The 17,826-nt window shown below is 35.3% G+C and carries 18 protein-coding genes; 15 read left to right on the forward strand and 3 right to left on the reverse strand.

From position 1 onward, the window contains the following. Nucleotides 1–2: 2 nt before the first annotated feature. From OOK82_RS07470 to OOK82_RS07480, 3 genes are all read right to left on the reverse strand, one after another. Nucleotides 3–482, reverse strand: a complete 480-nt coding sequence (locus OOK82_RS07470; protein ID WP_264378236.1) for a hypothetical protein — start codon at nucleotides 480–482, stop codon at nucleotides 3–5. A 33-nt stretch (nucleotides 483–515) separates the two neighbouring features. Then, nucleotides 516–1,727: a DNA modification methylase gene (locus tag OOK82_RS07475; protein WP_264704356.1), complete on the reverse strand. Its 1,212-nt coding sequence runs from the start codon at nucleotides 1,725–1,727 to the stop codon at nucleotides 516–518. A gap of 103 nt (nucleotides 1,728–1,830) precedes the next feature. Further along, complete coding sequence (locus OOK82_RS07480) at nucleotides 1,831–2,316, reverse strand: crossover junction endodeoxyribonuclease RuvC (protein WP_458694685.1); 486 nt, start codon at nucleotides 2,314–2,316, stop codon at nucleotides 1,831–1,833. Between the two features lie 525 nt (nucleotides 2,317–2,841). Here OOK82_RS07480 and OOK82_RS07485 point away from each other — a divergent pair. The 15 genes from OOK82_RS07485 (at nucleotide 2,842) to OOK82_RS07555 (ending at nucleotide 17,781) form a co-directional block, all read left to right on the forward strand. Beyond that, nucleotides 2,842–3,375, forward strand: a complete 534-nt coding sequence (locus tag OOK82_RS07485) for a sigma-70 family RNA polymerase sigma factor (protein WP_264704643.1) — start codon at nucleotides 2,842–2,844, stop codon at nucleotides 3,373–3,375. A 94-nt stretch (nucleotides 3,376–3,469) separates the two neighbouring features. Continuing rightward, nucleotides 3,470–4,291 (forward strand): ATP-binding protein, encoded by an 822-nt coding sequence (locus OOK82_RS07490; protein WP_213863537.1) that lies wholly within the window; start codon nucleotides 3,470–3,472, stop codon nucleotides 4,289–4,291. Nucleotides 4,292–4,302: 11 nt separating this feature from the next. Further along, nucleotides 4,303–5,091: an AAA family ATPase gene (locus OOK82_RS07495; protein ID WP_213863538.1), complete on the forward strand. Its 789-nt coding sequence runs from the start codon at nucleotides 4,303–4,305 to the stop codon at nucleotides 5,089–5,091. A gap of 37 nt (nucleotides 5,092–5,128) precedes the next feature. Beyond that, nucleotides 5,129–5,629 (forward strand): hypothetical protein, encoded by a 501-nt coding sequence (locus OOK82_RS07500; RefSeq protein ID WP_182364992.1) that lies wholly within the window; start codon nucleotides 5,129–5,131, stop codon nucleotides 5,627–5,629. Beyond that, a complete protein-coding gene (locus tag OOK82_RS07505; RefSeq protein WP_264704644.1) occupies nucleotides 5,626–6,864 on the forward strand; it encodes an AAA family ATPase in 1,239 nt (412 codons plus the stop codon). The genes OOK82_RS07500 and OOK82_RS07505 overlap by 4 nt, the downstream gene beginning before the upstream one ends. A 17-nt stretch (nucleotides 6,865–6,881) precedes the next feature. Continuing rightward, entirely contained in the window at nucleotides 6,882–8,930 is a 2,049-nt protein-coding gene (locus tag OOK82_RS07510) for an AAA family ATPase (RefSeq protein WP_264704645.1), read from the forward strand. A 90-nt stretch (nucleotides 8,931–9,020) separates the two neighbouring features. After that, nucleotides 9,021–9,704 (forward strand): hypothetical protein, encoded by a 684-nt coding sequence (locus OOK82_RS07515; RefSeq protein WP_264704646.1) that lies wholly within the window; start codon nucleotides 9,021–9,023, stop codon nucleotides 9,702–9,704. A gap of 16 nt (nucleotides 9,705–9,720) precedes the next feature. Further along, entirely contained in the window at nucleotides 9,721–11,652 is a 1,932-nt protein-coding gene (locus OOK82_RS07520; RefSeq protein WP_264704647.1) for a DUF4815 domain-containing protein, read from the forward strand. Between the two features lie 14 nt (nucleotides 11,653–11,666). After that, on the forward strand, nucleotides 11,667–12,854 hold the full coding sequence (locus OOK82_RS07525; RefSeq protein WP_264685153.1) for a hypothetical protein: 1,188 nt from the start codon (nucleotides 11,667–11,669) through the stop codon (nucleotides 12,852–12,854). Between the two features lie 4 nt (nucleotides 12,855–12,858). Then, on the forward strand, nucleotides 12,859–13,053 hold the full coding sequence (locus OOK82_RS07530; protein ID WP_264685152.1) for a hypothetical protein: 195 nt from the start codon (nucleotides 12,859–12,861) through the stop codon (nucleotides 13,051–13,053). Further along, nucleotides 13,050–14,498 carry a hypothetical protein gene (locus tag OOK82_RS07535; protein ID WP_264686604.1) on the forward strand — a complete coding sequence of 483 codons (1,449 nt, stop codon included), beginning with the start codon at nucleotides 13,050–13,052 and terminating at the stop codon, nucleotides 14,496–14,498. Before OOK82_RS07530 ends, OOK82_RS07535 begins: the two co-directional genes overlap by 4 nt. Nucleotides 14,499–14,532: 34 nt before the next feature. Next, entirely contained in the window at nucleotides 14,533–15,033 is a 501-nt protein-coding gene (locus OOK82_RS07540; RefSeq protein ID WP_264704657.1) for a hypothetical protein, read from the forward strand. Next, a complete protein-coding gene (locus OOK82_RS07545; RefSeq protein ID WP_264704386.1) occupies nucleotides 15,026–16,204 on the forward strand; it encodes a phage tail sheath subtilisin-like domain-containing protein in 1,179 nt (392 codons plus the stop codon). Before OOK82_RS07540 ends, OOK82_RS07545 begins: the two co-directional genes overlap by 8 nt. An 11-nt stretch (nucleotides 16,205–16,215) precedes the next feature. Continuing rightward, nucleotides 16,216–16,722, forward strand: a complete 507-nt coding sequence (locus OOK82_RS07550) for a phage major tail tube protein (RefSeq protein WP_264377165.1) — start codon at nucleotides 16,216–16,218, stop codon at nucleotides 16,720–16,722. An 87-nt stretch (nucleotides 16,723–16,809) separates the two neighbouring features. After that, nucleotides 16,810–17,781: an Rpn family recombination-promoting nuclease/putative transposase gene (locus tag OOK82_RS07555; protein WP_264704648.1), complete on the forward strand. Its 972-nt coding sequence runs from the start codon at nucleotides 16,810–16,812 to the stop codon at nucleotides 17,779–17,781. Nucleotides 17,782–17,826 lie beyond the last annotated feature (45 nt).

The following is a 17,826-nucleotide window of genomic DNA, read 5'->3' on the forward strand; positions in this document are numbered from 1 at the left end:
ATTTAAAACTTAATATTAGATAATTCTTGTAATGAGTTTGTAATCTCTTCGGTTAGCGCCATATGAATCTTTTCAGTGTCACTCAGTGATGCAAGCAGTGCTGAAACTCTATTTGGAATATTAAGCAAATTATTACGTACAACTCTTGCTACATTAAATGCATCGCGCTTTACTTCCTCTACTGCTACAAGTTCTCCTATCTCAGCCTTAGCTTTCGCCTCAAGAAGTTTACCTCGTTCCATTTCATTTTTTATTCGAGTTTTTAGCAACATCGTGGAAAGGTTACTTGTATTTTCGTTTTCTGGATTTTTCCTCCTAAGTGGCTGACTTGGATCTCTTATTGCCGCTACTGCTTCATTTGCTTGTTCTCTATTGATCAAACCATCCTCCAACTCAACTATCCCTTTCTTTACTAAATAACAGACATATTGCTTTGATACTCCTATCTCTCTTGCCCATTCTGTTTGTGTTATTTTTTTCACTTTTTTTTTTCTTCTCTCTTTTTTGCCTATTTTTTACGAATTTTCTTCTTGAGTCTCTGAAAAGGTTTTACCAGTACCGGCTAAAATGGCATCTCTTCCCGTGTATACTTGCCAACGTTTTATCGTTACATCTACAAACTTTGAATCTAGCTCTATTGTTCTGCAAATTCTTCCTGTTCTCTCACATGCAATCAATGTGCTACCAGAACCACTAAATGGATCAAGTACTATATCTCCTGGTCTACTGCTATTAACTATTGCTCTTTCCATTAATTCTACTGGCTTCATCGTTGGATGTAGTGTATTGTGCGTTGGCTTATCATAAAACCACAGATCACTTTGATTTCTTCCTCCATGCCACTCACGTTTATTGCCGCTTTTCCATCCATAGAGCATTGCTTCGTATTGTCTTTGATAATCTGATCTGCCTAGCGTAAAGTGATTCTTTGCCCAAATGATAAATGTTGACCATTTTCCTCCTGCCTCTTCAAATGCTTTTTGCAACGTTGAAAACTCTGATGATGATATGCAAATGTAAATTGCACCTTTCGTATATGCTAAAATATGGGAACAGATATCGTAGAGAAAAAGTTCGTACTTTTCACCTTGATTATCATTTAATATCTTTTTATCTTGACTATTACCATAATCAACGTTATACGGAGGATCACAAACCGTAATGTCTGCCATTTTATCATCTAAAAGCGCTTTATATGATTCAACTACAGAGCTATCACCACAATAGATTCGATGATCACCTAAAATCCATAAATCACCTGGTTTTGTTATTTCTACCCTTTTTTCATCACCAACCAAGTCAGAAAAATCTTCTTCTTCTCTATCTAAATCATCAAGAAAGTTTTGAACTTTTTCCAATTCAAATCCTGTCATTTTAAGATCAAACTGCAGATTTTCTAATTCTTGAATTTCCACTTTTAAAAGCTCATCATCCCACTTTGCCCAATTAGCTGATTGATTTGCCAGTAATCGAAAAGCTTTGGTTTGTGGTTCATTTAGATTATCACTTAAAACCACTGGAATACTCTCCATACCAAGTTTTCTTGCTGCTTTAAGTCTTAAATGACCATCAACCACAGTGCCATCGCTTTTTGCAACTATTGGTATACGAAAGCCGAATTCCCTGATTGAAGCACACATTCTGTTTACTACGTCATCATTTTTACGAGGATTACGCTTATATTCGACGAGGTTTTCAACAGGATAGTAGTGGATTGCTAAATTCATATCTTAATAATTAAAAAGTTAATATTCAAAATATCTCTGACACTAGAAAAGGCCTGGGGTCAGCACCACCAAACCCGCCATTATGGCCGAAAGGACCCACTTTTTATGGATTTTTCATCTTATTAATATCTTTACTGAAATCCATAACATAGAACATTAATGCTAAAGCATCAGATTCATTATCATCTTTAGGCAAACCCCCTTTTTCCTTTACAGCTTCAATAACTTCACTCTTACTTGCATTGCCATTACCAGCTATAAAGCGTTTTATAGTTTTAACATTAACACCTTGGTAGGGAATATTGTTCTCTTCACACCAAGCAGACAGCACTGCAAGAAACCCACCGTAGCAATGGGCTGCATCAGTTCCTAAATGTCTTCTCACCTCCTCAAAGTACACTGCAGAAATGTCTTTCAAAGAATTGAGCCAATTGCAAAAGTTTAAGAAACACATTCCACCTCCGCTGAAACGACTACCATGAAAGCTTTTGCTCCCACTTTCAATTATTCCATCTGTTAGAATTGCCCAGCCTGTTTGCTTGCCGAGATCTAGCGTTAAGATTGACGTACAAAAACTCCTTTGTGTAATTAAAGTTCAATGCCCTGTATAATATATATGTACGATGACTCGCAAATTCGTCCGCAATTTTGAAAAAAAATTAAAAAAAATTTCATATCCTGCCATTTGAGTTTTTTTCATCTTTACTTATCTTAATAACTATTTTACATAACTTATATTACGCCAATATTTATATTATTATATTATCATATATTATATTTTACCTGTATTTAAATATATATATAATATATATAAGACTTCAGTAATCCGCAAACCCTCTTTACTGGCCGATTTTAGCCACTTAACTTTAGAAACGGCTTTTAGGAATAGAACATAAAAAAGACAATATTATCAATAACTTAACGATCACTGCTTTCTGAAATACTAATTAGTAACTCAGAAATTAGGTATGAAATTGGTAGTTTTTTACCTATGAAAAAGTAGCTTCAGTAGTGTATCAAAACGTTTAAATCTTATTTTAATTTTTAAAGATTTTATTCTTTTAGATAAAAAAATTATTACTACTTTTTTATAACAAATTAGTCATACAAAGTCTTGGTAAAAATCTCTATTCATGAAACTTTTGGAGTTTTTATGAAGAATTCTTATCAAGGAATCGATTCTACAATTGTTAAACATGTGAGATTTCAAGCTTCGCGCCTTAAATCCAAAAGCTGTTTTATTAACGAAAGTCTCGAAGATATAGAACAAGAGCTTTTTTGTCAGGTTTGGCAATATCTTAACCAGCACGATGAGAAAAGAAGTAGTTTTAGTACTTTCGTTGCTAGATTAGCTAATTATTGTGCTCGCAATATGTTACGCAATCAGTTATGTCTAAAACGTAATATAACTTTTGATGATATAAACGACGATATTCCAGATCATAGGAACTCGGAAATCGAAGCGATAATTCGCACTGATATAAATAATATAATTTCAACTTTGTCTGAAAAAGATAGTAATTTATGTCAATTACTTAAGGTATTTACTATTACTGAAGTTTCTGTAATAACCAAAATACCAAAGACAACTATCTATCGCACACTAGAACGAATACGCGATAAATTCTCAGTTTTAGAGAAGTTATAAGCTCTCGATTATATTTGCTCAAAATTTTTTTTTTGCAAATTGCGGACGAATTGCCTAGGTCATCGTACATATATATTTAGGTATTGGGAGAAAAATGAAAATAATGAACAGCAATGAACGGCTAAAAGTTCAAACAGGTATAAAAATGGTCATCTTTGGTCCTTATGGTATAGGTAAAACTAGTCTCTTAAAGACCATAAATGAACCAACACTTTGTCTTGATTTTGAGGCAGGTTTACTTGCTGTTCAAGATTGGCAAGGGGATTCTGTAAGTATTCGTACTTGGAATGAGGCAAGAGATATTGCATGTCTCATAGGTGGTCCTAATCCTGCGTTAAAATCTGACTCAGCATATAGCCAAAGACACTATGAGCATGTATCCAGTAAATACAAAGAGCTTGCTTCGGAGTTTCTCAAGTATCGATGTGTTTTTATCGATAGTATTACAGTAGCCTCGCGTTTATGTCTTTTATGGTCAAAAATGCAACCTGAAGCTTTTTCTGAAAGATCAGGAAAACAAGATATGAGAGCTGCTTACGGGTTACTTGCTCAAGAGATGATGGCTTGGCTCAATCAGTTTCAACATATTCCAAATAAAGACATCATTACAGTTGGAACTCTTGGGCAATACCTTGATGATTTCAATCGCTCAACTTGGCTACCTCAATGTGAAGGAGCTAAAACTGCAAGTGAAATTCCTGGGATAGTTGACGAAGTAATCAGTATGGTTGGAATCAAGAAAGATGATGGTACAGAGGTTCGTTCATTTGTCTGTCAGACAATTAATTCTTGGGGATATCCTGCTAAAGATCGAAGTGGATGCCTGAATATGGTTGAAGAACCGCATCTAGGAAAACTTCTTACAAAGATTAAAACCAAAGCTTTTGCAATTCAACCTATCACGCACAACATATAGGAGGTTATTATATGCTACAAAACTTTTTAACTATTGGTCAAAAAATTCCTTTTTTCAGTGTGAAAGAATACTTGGATGATCAATCGCCAATACCAGAAGATATAATCTCACCAAGAATTTTAACAAAAAGAGGCTTATTGGTACTGGGTGGCCCACCTAAAATCGGCAAGAGTGACTTTTTGATCTCTTGGCTTGTCCACATGGCCGCTGGTAGATCATTTCTCGGTATGACACCAAGTAGACCTTTGAAAATTTTCTACATGCAAACTGAAATTGAATATGAATATATGAAAGAACGTTTGCAACAACTTGATAATGAACTTTTGAATGTAGCTGCTAACAACTTAATCATTACGCCAAAAGTGCACTTATCATTTAATCATGATGAAATAAGTGAAATCAAGGAAATTGTGAATGAACGCTTTAAACCTGATGTTTTGGCCATAGATCCATTACGTAACATCTTTAGCAGTGAATATGGAAATGAAAATGACAATAGTGCTATGCTGTTTTTTCTGCAAAAGACTCTTGAAAAGCTACGCAGTGCTATCAATCCAGATGCTTGTATTGTACTTACTCATCATACAAAAAAATTATCAAAAAAGATGCTCGAAGAAGATCCATTTCAAGGCCTAAGTGGTGCTGGATCTTTACGTGGATTTTACAGTACTGGTATGGTGATGTTTGCTCATGATGAAGAAAGTAGTGCACGCCAGATAGTATTTGAGCTTCGCAATGGTGAACGCGTGCAAAATAAACTTGTCGATAAGATAAATGGTCATTGGCAGCTAATGGAATAGCTAATTTTCACTTTAAAATCAACTTATAGGAGAGCGTATGCTACAAGATTTTTTAACTGATTTTAATAATGCAAAACTGCAGAGCAGTTTAATACCGAAAGGTACAATAGTCAAGGTAAAAATGGCAATAAAGCCTGGAGGTTATGAAAATTGGTTCACTAAAAACTACACTACTGGCAGCATCTATTTAAACACTGAATTTACTGTCACTGAAGGTCCATATGCAAAACGCAAGATTTTTCAGATTATAGGTATCAAAAATGGCAAAGCAGAAGGTGAAGAAGACATCTGGGGAGAATCTGGACGTTCGATGCTGCGTAGTATTTTGGAATCATCCAGAAATATTCATGCAAATGACACTTCAGAGAAAGCAGTTACTGCTAGAAAAATCAACTCTATAGCTGATTTCAACGATTTAGAGTTTACAGCGAAAGTAGGCGTTGAAACTAATAATACGTACGGAGATAGAAATAGGATTACTACAGTTATTACTCCAGAATTACAAAAAAGTTTTCAAGATGATTGGTTGCCATTTTGAAGTATGACGAAGGAAAGTTGTGGGCTGCTGTTATTACTAGAGCTATTCAGGATGCAGCAGGAAAAAACCCTAAACTTAAAAAAGAGGCTTGTCAATGGATTCGCTCACGATCTTTTGAAACTGTTTGTGAGCTGGCTAATCTTGACTTTAAACGTCTAAAAAATATGTTGAACAAATTTGGAATAAACAAGGAGAATTTTATGGATTTTTCATCTAAAAATGCTTTAAAAATAAAATCATTATTAATTAATAATATCAAAGATTGTTTATCTTATTTGTTACCTGAAGGCAAATCTTACCAAAATAAATTCTATATTGGCAGTAGAAATGGAAATAAGATAATAGTTGAAATGGAAGGAGAAAATGCAGGAAATTGGTACAACCTGATCGAAGAAAAGAAAGGAAATATAATAGACCTTTGGACTTTAGTTAAAGGTAATATAGATTCTGCTGAAACATGGTTGAACAGTAAAGATGGAAGAAGTTCCATATTACAAGAAAAACAAAACGAAGGAAAAGCATTTTCTGTAAACCATTACTTAAATGACAAATCACCAATGCCACAAGATATAATAGGCCCAAGAATTTTGACACCAGGTGGTCTTTTGGTCATAGGTGGTACTCCAAAGATTGGCAAAAGTCATTTTCTTCTTTCTCTATTAGTACATCTGGCAGCAGGAAGATCATTTCTTGGCATGAAGCCTACAAGACCGCTAAAAATATTCTATCTACAAAACGAAATGGAATATGATTACATTAGAGAACGTATACAACAACTCAACAAACTTCCTCATTTAGCAACAGAAAACTTAATTGTGACGAACAAGATGAATTTGACCTTAAATGAAGAAGGTATAGAAAAAATAAAAAATATGGTAGAGGAAAAGTTTGATTTAGTTGTGATTGATTCTCCTTATAATTCCGTTAACTATGGTCTGCAGCATGCAATAGAAAAACTACGTTCCAAGATTAATCCTATGGCTGGAATAATCATCACAAATCACACCAAAAAAGTACCTACCTCTATATTGGAAAAGAATCCATTTCAAGCTCTCGTTGGTGCTAACGCTTTAAGAAGTTTTTATACATCTGGAATAGTAATATTTCAACCCAATAAACGTACAAATATCTTGCAAGTAGTATATGAACTTAGAAACGGTAGATCTATACCAACAAAATTCATCAACAAGATTAATGGATGTTGGAAATCTGCTAACGTTATAGCTAGAACATAAAAATTCTTCAGGTAGGTATGGATATTTATTGTTCACAAAGAAATGGACATTATAAATTATTAGGGAAGAAAGAACAGTTAAGAACTCAACTCCTATCAAATATAAGGTCATGTCTTTCTTATTTACTGCCAAGAGGAACTTTTCGTGGTGATAAGTTCTATGTAGGTGATCTAAAAGGCAATCAAGGAAAAAGTATGATAGTGGAGTTAACTGGCAGTAAAGCCGGATTATGGCATGATTTTTCTACCGGAGAAGGAGGAGATATTTTTGATCTTTGGGCTGCTGTTACTGGAAAAAATCAATTTACTGATACGATAGAAGATATTGCTAAGTGGATTGGTTATTCGGAAAAAAATAACACTCTGGGGCAACCAACGGCATCATGGAACTATTACGATGAAAGTGATCAAGTGATTGTTACAGTTTATCGTTATAACACTGATTCAGGAAAAAGATATCTTCCTTTTGATGTAAAAAGGTCTAGTTTTACTCTACCAGAGACCAGGCCTTTATATAATATTCCAGGTATCATGAAATCTGATAAGGTGATTTTAGTTGAAGGTGAAAAGTGTGCAGATGCTCTGATAGAGCAAGGTATGACTGCCACAACTGCAATGTTAGGAGCAAATGCACCAATAGAAAAAACAGACTGGTCACCACTTAAGGGCAAGCATGTTATTATTTGGCCAGACAATGATGAACCAGGTAAACAATATGCTGAGAAAGTTGTGAAAAAGCTTACTTTTCTTGGTGTTTTATCACTTACTCTTCTTGAAATACCGGAGAATAAACCAAAGGGATGGGATTCAGCTGATGGTATAGAAGAAAAGATGAATATTCCTGAATTCATTGAAAATAACTCGAAAAAAATCATCGTTAAGCAATTGCTTAATATTCAAGAATGGAGCGTAGAACGTTTTATAGGTCCAGTACCAGAGCAAAAGTTTCTTGTTGAAGGGTTATTTCCTTTAGGAGTGACATCTATTCTAGCTGCAATGGGAGATACTGGTAAAGGTATGCTTCTGCTTGATTTAGCACTGAAAGTTGCGAGTAGAAAAGATCAGCCATGTGGTTTTGGTCCTTTAGTTACTGAACATGGATCTGTTGTAATATTCTCTGCAGAAGATGATATGAGTGAAATACATCGTCGTTTAGAGCGTCTTGACTCACAATGCGAGAGATTAAAATATAAGGATAGGCTCTTTATTGTACCATTACCAAATGTTAGTGGATCACTTACAATCATAAAGAGTGTTTCAGGTAAAGTTATAGAGACTTCTCCTGAATTTGAATCGATAACAAAACAACTTAATAAAATAAAAGACTTAAAATTAATCGTATTTGATCCACTTGCATCATTCGTGCATGCTGATTTAAATACTGACCCAGCCGTAGGCGATTATTTGATGTCTTTATTATCTGATTTAGCAGGTAGCACTGGAGCATCAATAATTACTGCTCATCATATGAGAAAGCCAAAAAGTGAAAAACCTATATCGACTGTTGAGCAAGCACGTGATGCCATTAGAGGTACATCTGCTCTTGTTAATGGTGTTAGGTGTTCATACGCTTTTTGGTCTGTGGAAGATACAGCTAAACCGACAATTTTTAAATCAATAGGAGAATCTGTAAGACAGAACGCATTATTTTATGGAGCAATTGTTAAAGCAAACGGTTTGGCTGATCGCACTTTACGCACTTATTTAAGAAATGAAGAAACAGGATTGTTAGAGGACATAACTGAAAGATTAAGAATAAAAAATATGAACGAAAAAGATTCAAAGCAGCATCTTATAACTGCAATTACACGAGCAGCAATTTCTGGACATCCATTTACCCATACAGGAAGTACAGGAGTGTATAAACAGCGGCATAGACTACCTGAGGAGTTTCACAGTATAGGAAGAGATAGAATGGAGCGTATAGTTCAAGAGCTGTTACAAGCACGGAAGTTGGTTAAGGGAATGGCTACTGGTTCAAAAGAAGATAAATGGCTTGACATTCCTAGCGGACCATTTGCTCGCGGTGTTGGAAAGTTTAGCTGTGGAGCTGAGCTATTCTCCTAAAAAATTTTTCTGATATAAAAAAATATTTTGATTTTTGCGGACGAATTTTGAAGTCATTGTACATATATAATATATGAGGCTTAATTAAAAATGTCAATTCTCACACAGTCAGGAAGAGCAGCAATAGCAGCCAGCATAAAAAAGCAATCTATCCATCTTGCTTGGGGAACAGGTGATTCAAGTTGGAAAAGTAGCCATAAAGTAGAAAAAACTTTCGTTAAGGGTGAAATAAAATTTGATCATCAACCTATTAAAGATGTGAAGGTTGTTACAGGGCAAACAACTTATCAGCCAAGTATTGACTATACAGTTAATGGCAGTACTGATGTAATAAAACGTACGGAAAATAGCTCTATTCCAGTAAGTGATAAAGTTACTGTAGAGTATAGTGAAAGCACACCACCAGAGCTGATAACTTCTGAAAAACTGCTCAATGAACTTGGCAGACGTACTGCAGACGAAGTGCTATTCTGCACAGGTGATGAAAACGGTGAACTTATAACTCCATCTGGAAGGTTTAGGCCCTCAAATGTACCAACTAATAATCTCTATCTCAAATTTACTTTCGATCTCACGGATGCAGCAAATCGAGTAATCAGAGAGCTAGGGGTTATGGTTGGTACTAAAGTAAAAAAAGAATTACCTGAAGGACAGAGATATTTTGAACCTCAAGATATAGAAGACCATGGGATTTTATTGATTTTGGAACATACCGTACCACTTATCAGAACTGCTGCAACTCGGGAAACTTTTTCATTTGTTGTAACTTTTTGAATTTTTCTAGCATAAAATGACTTTAAACGCCTATTACAATCGCTTTAATCCTGACAAAGAATACGAAAAAAGCTTGTTTCTTGCAGGAAGAGGTCTACAGTCAGCAGAATTAAACGAGACGCAAGAATATGCTCTCTCTAAGCTTAAAGGCATAGGTGATGCAATATTCCGTGATGGCGATGTTATAACAGGCAGCAATTGTATTATAGATAGAGAAACTGGTAAAGTTACACTTGAAGGAGGAAAAATCTATCTTCGTGGAGCGGTGAGAAAGGTAGAGGCAAAAGAGTTTGTTATTCCACTGAGTACCACAGTTCGTATAGGTGTTTATTATCTAGAATCTACGATTACAGAACTTGAGGACGAAAATCTTCGTGATCCTGCTGTTGGTACACGTAATTATCAAGAAGTAGGAGCTGCAAGGCTTAAAGTTTCCACCATTTGGGGTTATCAAGCAGAAGGTCTTTCTCCACGTTTTTCTGCAGGAGAGTTTTATCCAATCTATAACATTGAAAATGGAGTATTAATAGAACATTCACCACCACCACAAGCAAACATAGTAACTACTGCTCTTGCTCGTTATGACAAAGAAGCTAATGGTTCCTACGTTGTAAATGGCCTTGAAGTAATGTTTTTGCAAAAGGAAGAAGAGGGCAAAAAACAAGTATTCGTGATTAATGAGGGAAAAGCTCATGTTGATGGCTATGAGATTGAGTTACCTCATAGTATTCGTGTTTCTTTTGATCAAGATCCGAATATAAAATCAGTTGAATCAGAACCACATACTTTTCAGCTAAATAGCCAAAGAGTAATGGAACTTAAAGTTAATGATTTTCCAATAAGTGAAATCAAAAAAGTAGATATAACTGTTCAGAAAACCACTACTGTTACTCATGGTTCATACTCAGGAGCTGTTGATCCGATACCTGACTCTGCAGTACTTGAGATTATTCAAGTTAAACAAGGCAATGTTATTTATGAAAATAGTACAGACTATAAGTTAAATGCAGGAAACGTTGATTGGTCATTACCTGGCAAAGAACCAGCTCCTGGGAGTAGTTACCTGATAACCTATCGCTGTCGTACTCATGTAAGTCCTGAAGATATAAGTGAAGAGGGATGCAAAGTAAAAGGAGCAGTTGATAACAGCTTGGTTCTGATTGATTACACCTGGAAAATGCCCCGCTTTGATTTAATTACTATCGATAGCAAAGGAGTGGTGAGAAGAATCAAGGGAATTGCCCATCCCTGGAGACCATCAATGCCTAGAGCGCCTAGTGGACAACTTTTGCTCTGCTACATTCATCAGACATGGAAAAACGGAGAAAAAGAAGGGGTAAAAATAGTGAATAATGCTATTCATGCTGTACCGATGAATGAGCTTGAAGCAATGAAAAAAGGAATAAATGATCTTTATGCGCTAGTTGCACAGGAACGTTTACGCAGTGATGCAAATTCAAGAGAACCTACAACGAAAAAAGGAGTGTTTGTAGATTCGTTCTTTGACGATGATATGCGTGATCAAGGAGTTTCGCAGTCTGCAGCGATAGTAAATAAGGAACTAATTTTACCGATAGACGTAGAAATTATTGATGTTGAAAAGAGCACAAAACCTTATCTTTTACCGTATGAACTTGAGCCGGTATTAGAACAGCTTTTACAGACTAAAAGTGAAAAAATTAATCCGTATCAAGCTTTTGATAAAATAACCGCAAAAGTTACCATAAATAAAAACATTGATCACTGGACGGAGGTAAAAACAAATTGGAAAAGTCCAGTAACTAGAGAATTTAATACTAGAGAGACCACAGAGCTATTATCAAGTAATTCTTATGAAACTGAATTTATGAGAGAAGCAATACAGAATTTTGAAATTGAAGGTTTTGAGCCAAATGAGAAGCTTAAAGAGATAAAATTTGACGGAATAAACATTCAACCTATAACTTAAAACTGGAAAACCAAATGTTAACAGCTAACAATCAGGGAAAATTAAAGGGAAAAATAAAAATCCCAGCAAACATTCCAGCAGGTACTAAATTGGTGCAATTTTATGGGAATAAAGGAAGCTATGGAGAAGCAACTTATACTGGTAAAAAAACAATTACCATAGAAGAAAGAAGAAGAGTGATCGCAGCAAGACGAGTTGATCCTTTAGCACAAACATTTACTTTAAATGAGAGCAGACACATAGGGGGTCTAGATTTATGGTTCACAAATAGCGGCAAAAAACGTGTTGTTGTGCAGATTAGAGAAACAGCAGTGGGAATGCCCTCGCAGACTGTCATTGCTGAAAGTTATATTGAGCCAAAAGATATAAAGATAGATGGCACAGCAACACGTATAGAGTGGTCACCAGTGTTTTGCCATGCAGGAGAGGAGTATTCAATAGTACTGCTTACTGATGATCCTGGTACTGCAGTAAAGATAGCAGAACTTGGCAAATATGATGCAGTAAATAGCCGTTGGGTAACAAGTCAGCCATATCAAGTAGGAGTATTACTTTCATCTAGCAACGCAAGTACTTGGACACCACATCAAAATTTAGATCTAACTTTTAGGCTTTTAGCAGCGAAGTTCACTGAAAATTCTCACGTTATTGATCTTGGTAAAGTTACTGCAAACAATACTTCAGATTTAATTGTTTTGACGAACGTCGAAAAAGTAGCATTTGATACCAATGTAGAATTTATTCTGATAGATGAAGAGGGAAAAGAAAATTTTCTATCTGATAACTTGTCGCTCGCGCTGCGTGAAAGACTATCTGGAGAGTTAACAGTAAAGGCAAATTTAAAAGGGTCAAAAGAAAAAAGTCCAGTGCTATATCCTGGGTTACAGCTAGTTATGGGTAATATAGGGGAAAAAGGAGATTATGTTACAAGAAGCATTACAGCAGGAGCTAACACTAAAATTACCATAACATATGATGCGCTAATACCTGGCACTGCAGACATTAAAACTTATGTAGAGAAAAACGTGGGAGAATGGCAATTAGTAAATTTAACATCAGGAAAACCAATTGGAGAAAATTGGGTAGAGAGAACTCATGTGCTGACAAACTTTAATGGCAATGAGACAAGGATAAAATTAGTTTTAAGTGGAACAGTTATCTATCGTCCTAAAGTCAAAAATCTACGAATCATTGTTACATAGAAGAATGTCAAATGATAAAACGAGTAGAGGGTATCCACTACCTCATCCAGAAAACATTGCAGTGGAAGATGTAGTACGTATTCGTACCACAATTGAGAAAATAGATGAAGATATGAGTGAGAGAGAAAATAAACATAATCAACTGAAAAGTAATTTTGAACGATTTAGATTTGAAACTTTTTTGAATTTTTGGGAATGAAAGAAGCAATATACCAAAGGATAAAGGATTTAGCAGTAAGTAGCACAGCTGATCAACTGGCATATCTTGCAAAATCGCTGGAATTGATAGCAGATAAAAAAGCTATTTCCAACGTTGTGCAGATGACTGAAGTAAAAGGAATAATTGATGCACTACAAAAAAGACTTAAGGATTTAGCAGAAAACAGTACTCCAGATCAATTAGCATATCTTGCTAAAGCATTGGAATCAATAGTCGACAAAAGTGCAGTTTCTGAAATTGTACAGATGACTGATGGTAAGCTAAAAGAACTTCTTGATAGTGCAAAAAAACACTTAACTGATCTGGATAATAAAAAAGCTAGTTCTTTAGCAGTGATCTCTGAATCAGAGAAGCAATTATTAAAGAGAATTGATGAAAAAGGGACAACAAATTTATCGCTACTTGATACGAGAAAGAATGCCAACATTGCAGCAATAAATAGTGTTGGCAATGATCATAAAGATGGTCTAAAAGGTTTAGTGAATAACTTCCGTACTGTTAATGATGTGCCAAGTGGTTCATCGATTATGAGGGAGATAAGGAGCAGAGAACCAACCAAGCTTAACTCCATAAATGATGTACCAAGTGGCTCATCAATCATGAAAGAAGTAAGAAATCGTCATATGATTGAACCTGGAGCATTACCTTTTTTATTTGGTGTACTAAGTAGAAAAAATAATTACTTTGGCCACGGAACTTTTACAACTGAGCTTGGAGAGTGGAGCGGTGATATAACAAAAACAGACTATATGCTGCAACTACTTGCAGGTACTCACACGTACGATACAAGCTATGTTAGTTTTTATCGGCCAAGACAACTCAGTTTTTTTGAAGGAAGTAAAGGTACATTTATCTACGGAGAATCATACCCAAGATTCATGTATGATGGATTTTCGGAGCAATTCAATATGTTGAAATATCCTTATGCTGCACTAGGAGTAATATTCGTAAAAAACACAAGCAATGTAGATATAAGTAAAACTCTAAACTTTGTTGGATCTGCAATGTGGTATAAAGATGAAGTTAATTATGGAGGAGCAGGATTATTTATAGGTACACCTGATAAAACTAATACAAGGAAGTCAGAGATTTCGAGAATTACTTGGACACGTATTTACCAGCATGAAATTAACAGTCCTGAATTTATTGCATCAGGTAACATACTCATTCCAGCAGGAAAAACTGTTACAGTGTTACTTTATACGTCATCCAATCTTCACTCAGGAGGTGAAAGAGTTGGTGAGACACCTGAGTTCTTTGCGAGTGAGCATACGTATAGCACAATCTATGGTCAATTTATTCAGTGGGGAATATATAACTTTCGCAGTAATTTTTTAACCACAGGACTTGAGATCGATGTAGAGAGAACGCTAAGAGCGTGGCAGTGTCCAGGGCTAGATGCAACATATAAACTTTGGCAGTAAAAGAGGAAGAAAATACGCTTACAAATAAGTTGAAATAACAACACTTGAAAACAAGCCAACTGGAAATGATTGGTATGAAGCACCAAAGAATTTTGACTGGCAAAAAAGTTATTGTTTAACAGAAGGAGAGAAAATTGTTGAAAGGAATAAGGAAGATATTGAGCTGGAATTATTGGAAAATGCGAAGCTTTCTGCACTTCGTTTTTATTTTAATAACTATACTAACGAATACGCTGGAAATTCTCACCAAAAAGCTAAATCGTATCAAATACAAGAAAAAGCCGCAAAAAGCATTCTAGCAGCACCAGAGTCTATAAGTAAAAAGGATACAGAAATTATAGAACCATTAGCAAAAGTCCGTGGTATTACAGTTATTGAAATGGCAAGAATAATTGAAGAAAAAGCAAAAAAAGCAGTAAAAGAAATAATTAAATGTGAAGAGTTGGAAGACATTACCAAGAAGAAAATTGCAGAAGCCAAAAGTGTAGAGAACTTACTAAACGATTTTAAACAAAAGATACAAAGAAATGGCTGAAGAATTTTTACATGGCGTAAATGTTATAGAGGTTACCTCAGGGACAAGATCAGTACGTACAGCTAAATCATCAGTGATAGGTGTAATTGGTACTGCATTCGAAGCTGATGAGCAAAAATTTCCACTGAATAAACCAGTACTGATAGCAGGAAGTTTAAAGGAAGCAGCAAAGCTTGGAAAGAGTGGAAGTTTACCTTCTGCAGTAAATGGAATATTTTCCCAGATTGGTGCAACAGTAGTAGTTATTCGAGTTAAAGAAAGTGAAAACAGCGATCCAAAATTAAAAGAAGAAGAGACGCTGAAAAATATAATTGGCGGTGTTGATAAAGAGACTGGAGAGTATCAAGGGATAGAGGCATTCCTCAGTAGTGAAAGCATAGTTCATATTGCGCCAAGAATACTCATTGCACCTCAGTTTACTCATCAGTTACCTGAAATAGATGGAGTAAATCCAGTAGTGAGTGCTTTAATTTCCATAGCAGAAAAATTAAGAGCAATTATTGTTGCAGATGGACCAAATACTAATGATGAAGAAGCAATAAAATGGAGAAAAAGTGTAGGCAGCTCAAGAGTTTATGTGGTTGACCCATGGATTAAGGTATTTATTGAAGGAAAAGAAGAAATCTTGCCATCGAGTCCATTTGTAGCTGGTTTAATAGCTAAGATAGACAGCGAGCAAGGCTTCTGGCACTCACCTTCAAATAAAGAGATAAATGGTATTGTTGGAACAAGCAGGCCTATTGATTTTACGCTCGGTAATACAAATTGTAGAGCAAACCACTTAAATGAAAATGAAGTAACAACGATAATTGATCAAAACGGCTATAGGCTTTGGGGAAATAGAACATGTTCAAATGACTCAAAATGGGCTTTTCTGTCAGTGAGAAGGACTGCAGATTTAATCAATGATAGTCTACTTCGAGCTCATTTATGGGCAGTTGATCGCAATATCACCAAAACTTATATAGATGATGTGATTGAGGGGGTGAATTCTTATTTGGCCAATTTAAAAGCACAAGGAGCTATTATCAGCGGAAAATGTTATGCAACTCCAGAGCTCAATACACCAGCAAATATTGCAAGTGGAAAAGTATACTTTGACTTTGAGTTTACACCACCATATCCGGCAGAACAAATAATATTCAGATCTCATCTCGTAAATATAAGTTAGGAGAAAGCAAAGTGTTACCGAAAATACTGAGAAATTTTAACGTATTTGTTGATGGTCGTGGTTATGCTGGTCGTATCGATGAGATCACTCTGCCAAAACTCACCATTAAAACAGAGGAATATAGAGCTGGTGGTATGGATATTCCAATAAATATTGATATGGGCATGGAGAAACTGGAAGCAGATTTCACTCTTTCTGAATATGATACAGAGCTCTTTCGGCTATTTGGGTTGATAAATGGAAACTCTGTATCTTTAACTCTTCGTGGTGGAATGCAAGGAAGTGGAAGTAATGAAGTTGAAGGAGTTATTATCAACCTTAGGGGCATATTTAAAGAATTTGATTTTGGTAGTTGGAAACCTGCTGAAAAAGCAACGCTGAAGTGTACTGTAGCTGCCCATTACTATAAACTTACTATAGGTGGTAATGAATTAATAGAAATCGATGCTGAAAATATGATCCGTAAGATTAACGGTGTTGATCAAATGGCTTTGTTGCAAACGATTCTAGGGATTTAATGGAATGGACGAATGCCTTTTCACTTTTTTATTGAAAAATTACTGATAATACTGTATAATTACTAACGTTTTTTAGGCATTTTTGCTATGGCTTTATCTAAATTTCTTGACCCTAAAAATGATATAGCATTTCGCCGTATCTTTGGTACTGAAAAGAATAAAGACATTCTCATTCACTTCCTCAATGATATCTTGAGCTTTACTGGCAAAAATGCAATACAGGATATAGAGTTTTTAAGTACTATTCAAGACCCTGATATCGCATCTAAAAAGCAAAGTATTGTTGATGTGCTATGTAGAGATTCAACAGGAGTGCAATGGATAATTGAGATGCAGGTCGCTAAAACCAAAGGCTTTGAAAAACGTGCCCAATATTACGCTGCTAAAGCCTATTCAAGACAAGCAGATAAAGGTGATCAATACCATGACCTTAAGGAAATTATCTTTATTGCTATAGCAGATTGTATTTTATTTCCTGATAAGTCCGAGTATAAATCAAAGCACACTATTCGCGATGAAGATACTAATGAACATGATCTAAAAGATTTTTATTTTGTATTTATTGAATTGCCTAAATTTCCCAAAACCAAAGAAGATCAACTTTCAAATATAGTTGAGAAGTGGGTGTATTTTTTTAAGTACGCTGATGAAACAAGTGAAGAAGAATTGGAAAGAATAATAGGAAGTGACGGAATAATCAAAAAAGCGTATGAAGAGCTAAACAGGTTTAACTGGTCAGAAAAAGAGTTTATAGCATATGAACAGGAGAGCAAGCGTATTCGTGATGAACAGGCTGTCCTTGCTCAAAAACTTGATGATGCTAAAGAGGAAGGAATCAAAATTGGTGAAGAGAAAGGAAAGATTGAAGGAAAGATTGAAGGAAAGATTGAAGGAAAGATTGAAGGAAAGATTGAAGGAAAGATTGAAGGAAAGATTGAAGGAAAGATTGAAGTTGCAAAAGCGATGTTGACTAATAATGTTGATATTAACACTATTGTCAAGTGTACAGGTCTTTCTGTCGATGAAGTTCAAGAATTAATTCAAGTTGAAGAGAAATAACCCCTACTATAACTTTTATATTAGGTTGCCTCTTCAATCAAACAC

This window comes from Wolbachia endosymbiont (group B) of Apotomis betuletana, assembly GCF_947250475.1.
In the GTDB taxonomy this organism is placed as follows: Bacteria; Pseudomonadota; Alphaproteobacteria; order Rickettsiales; family Anaplasmataceae; genus Wolbachia.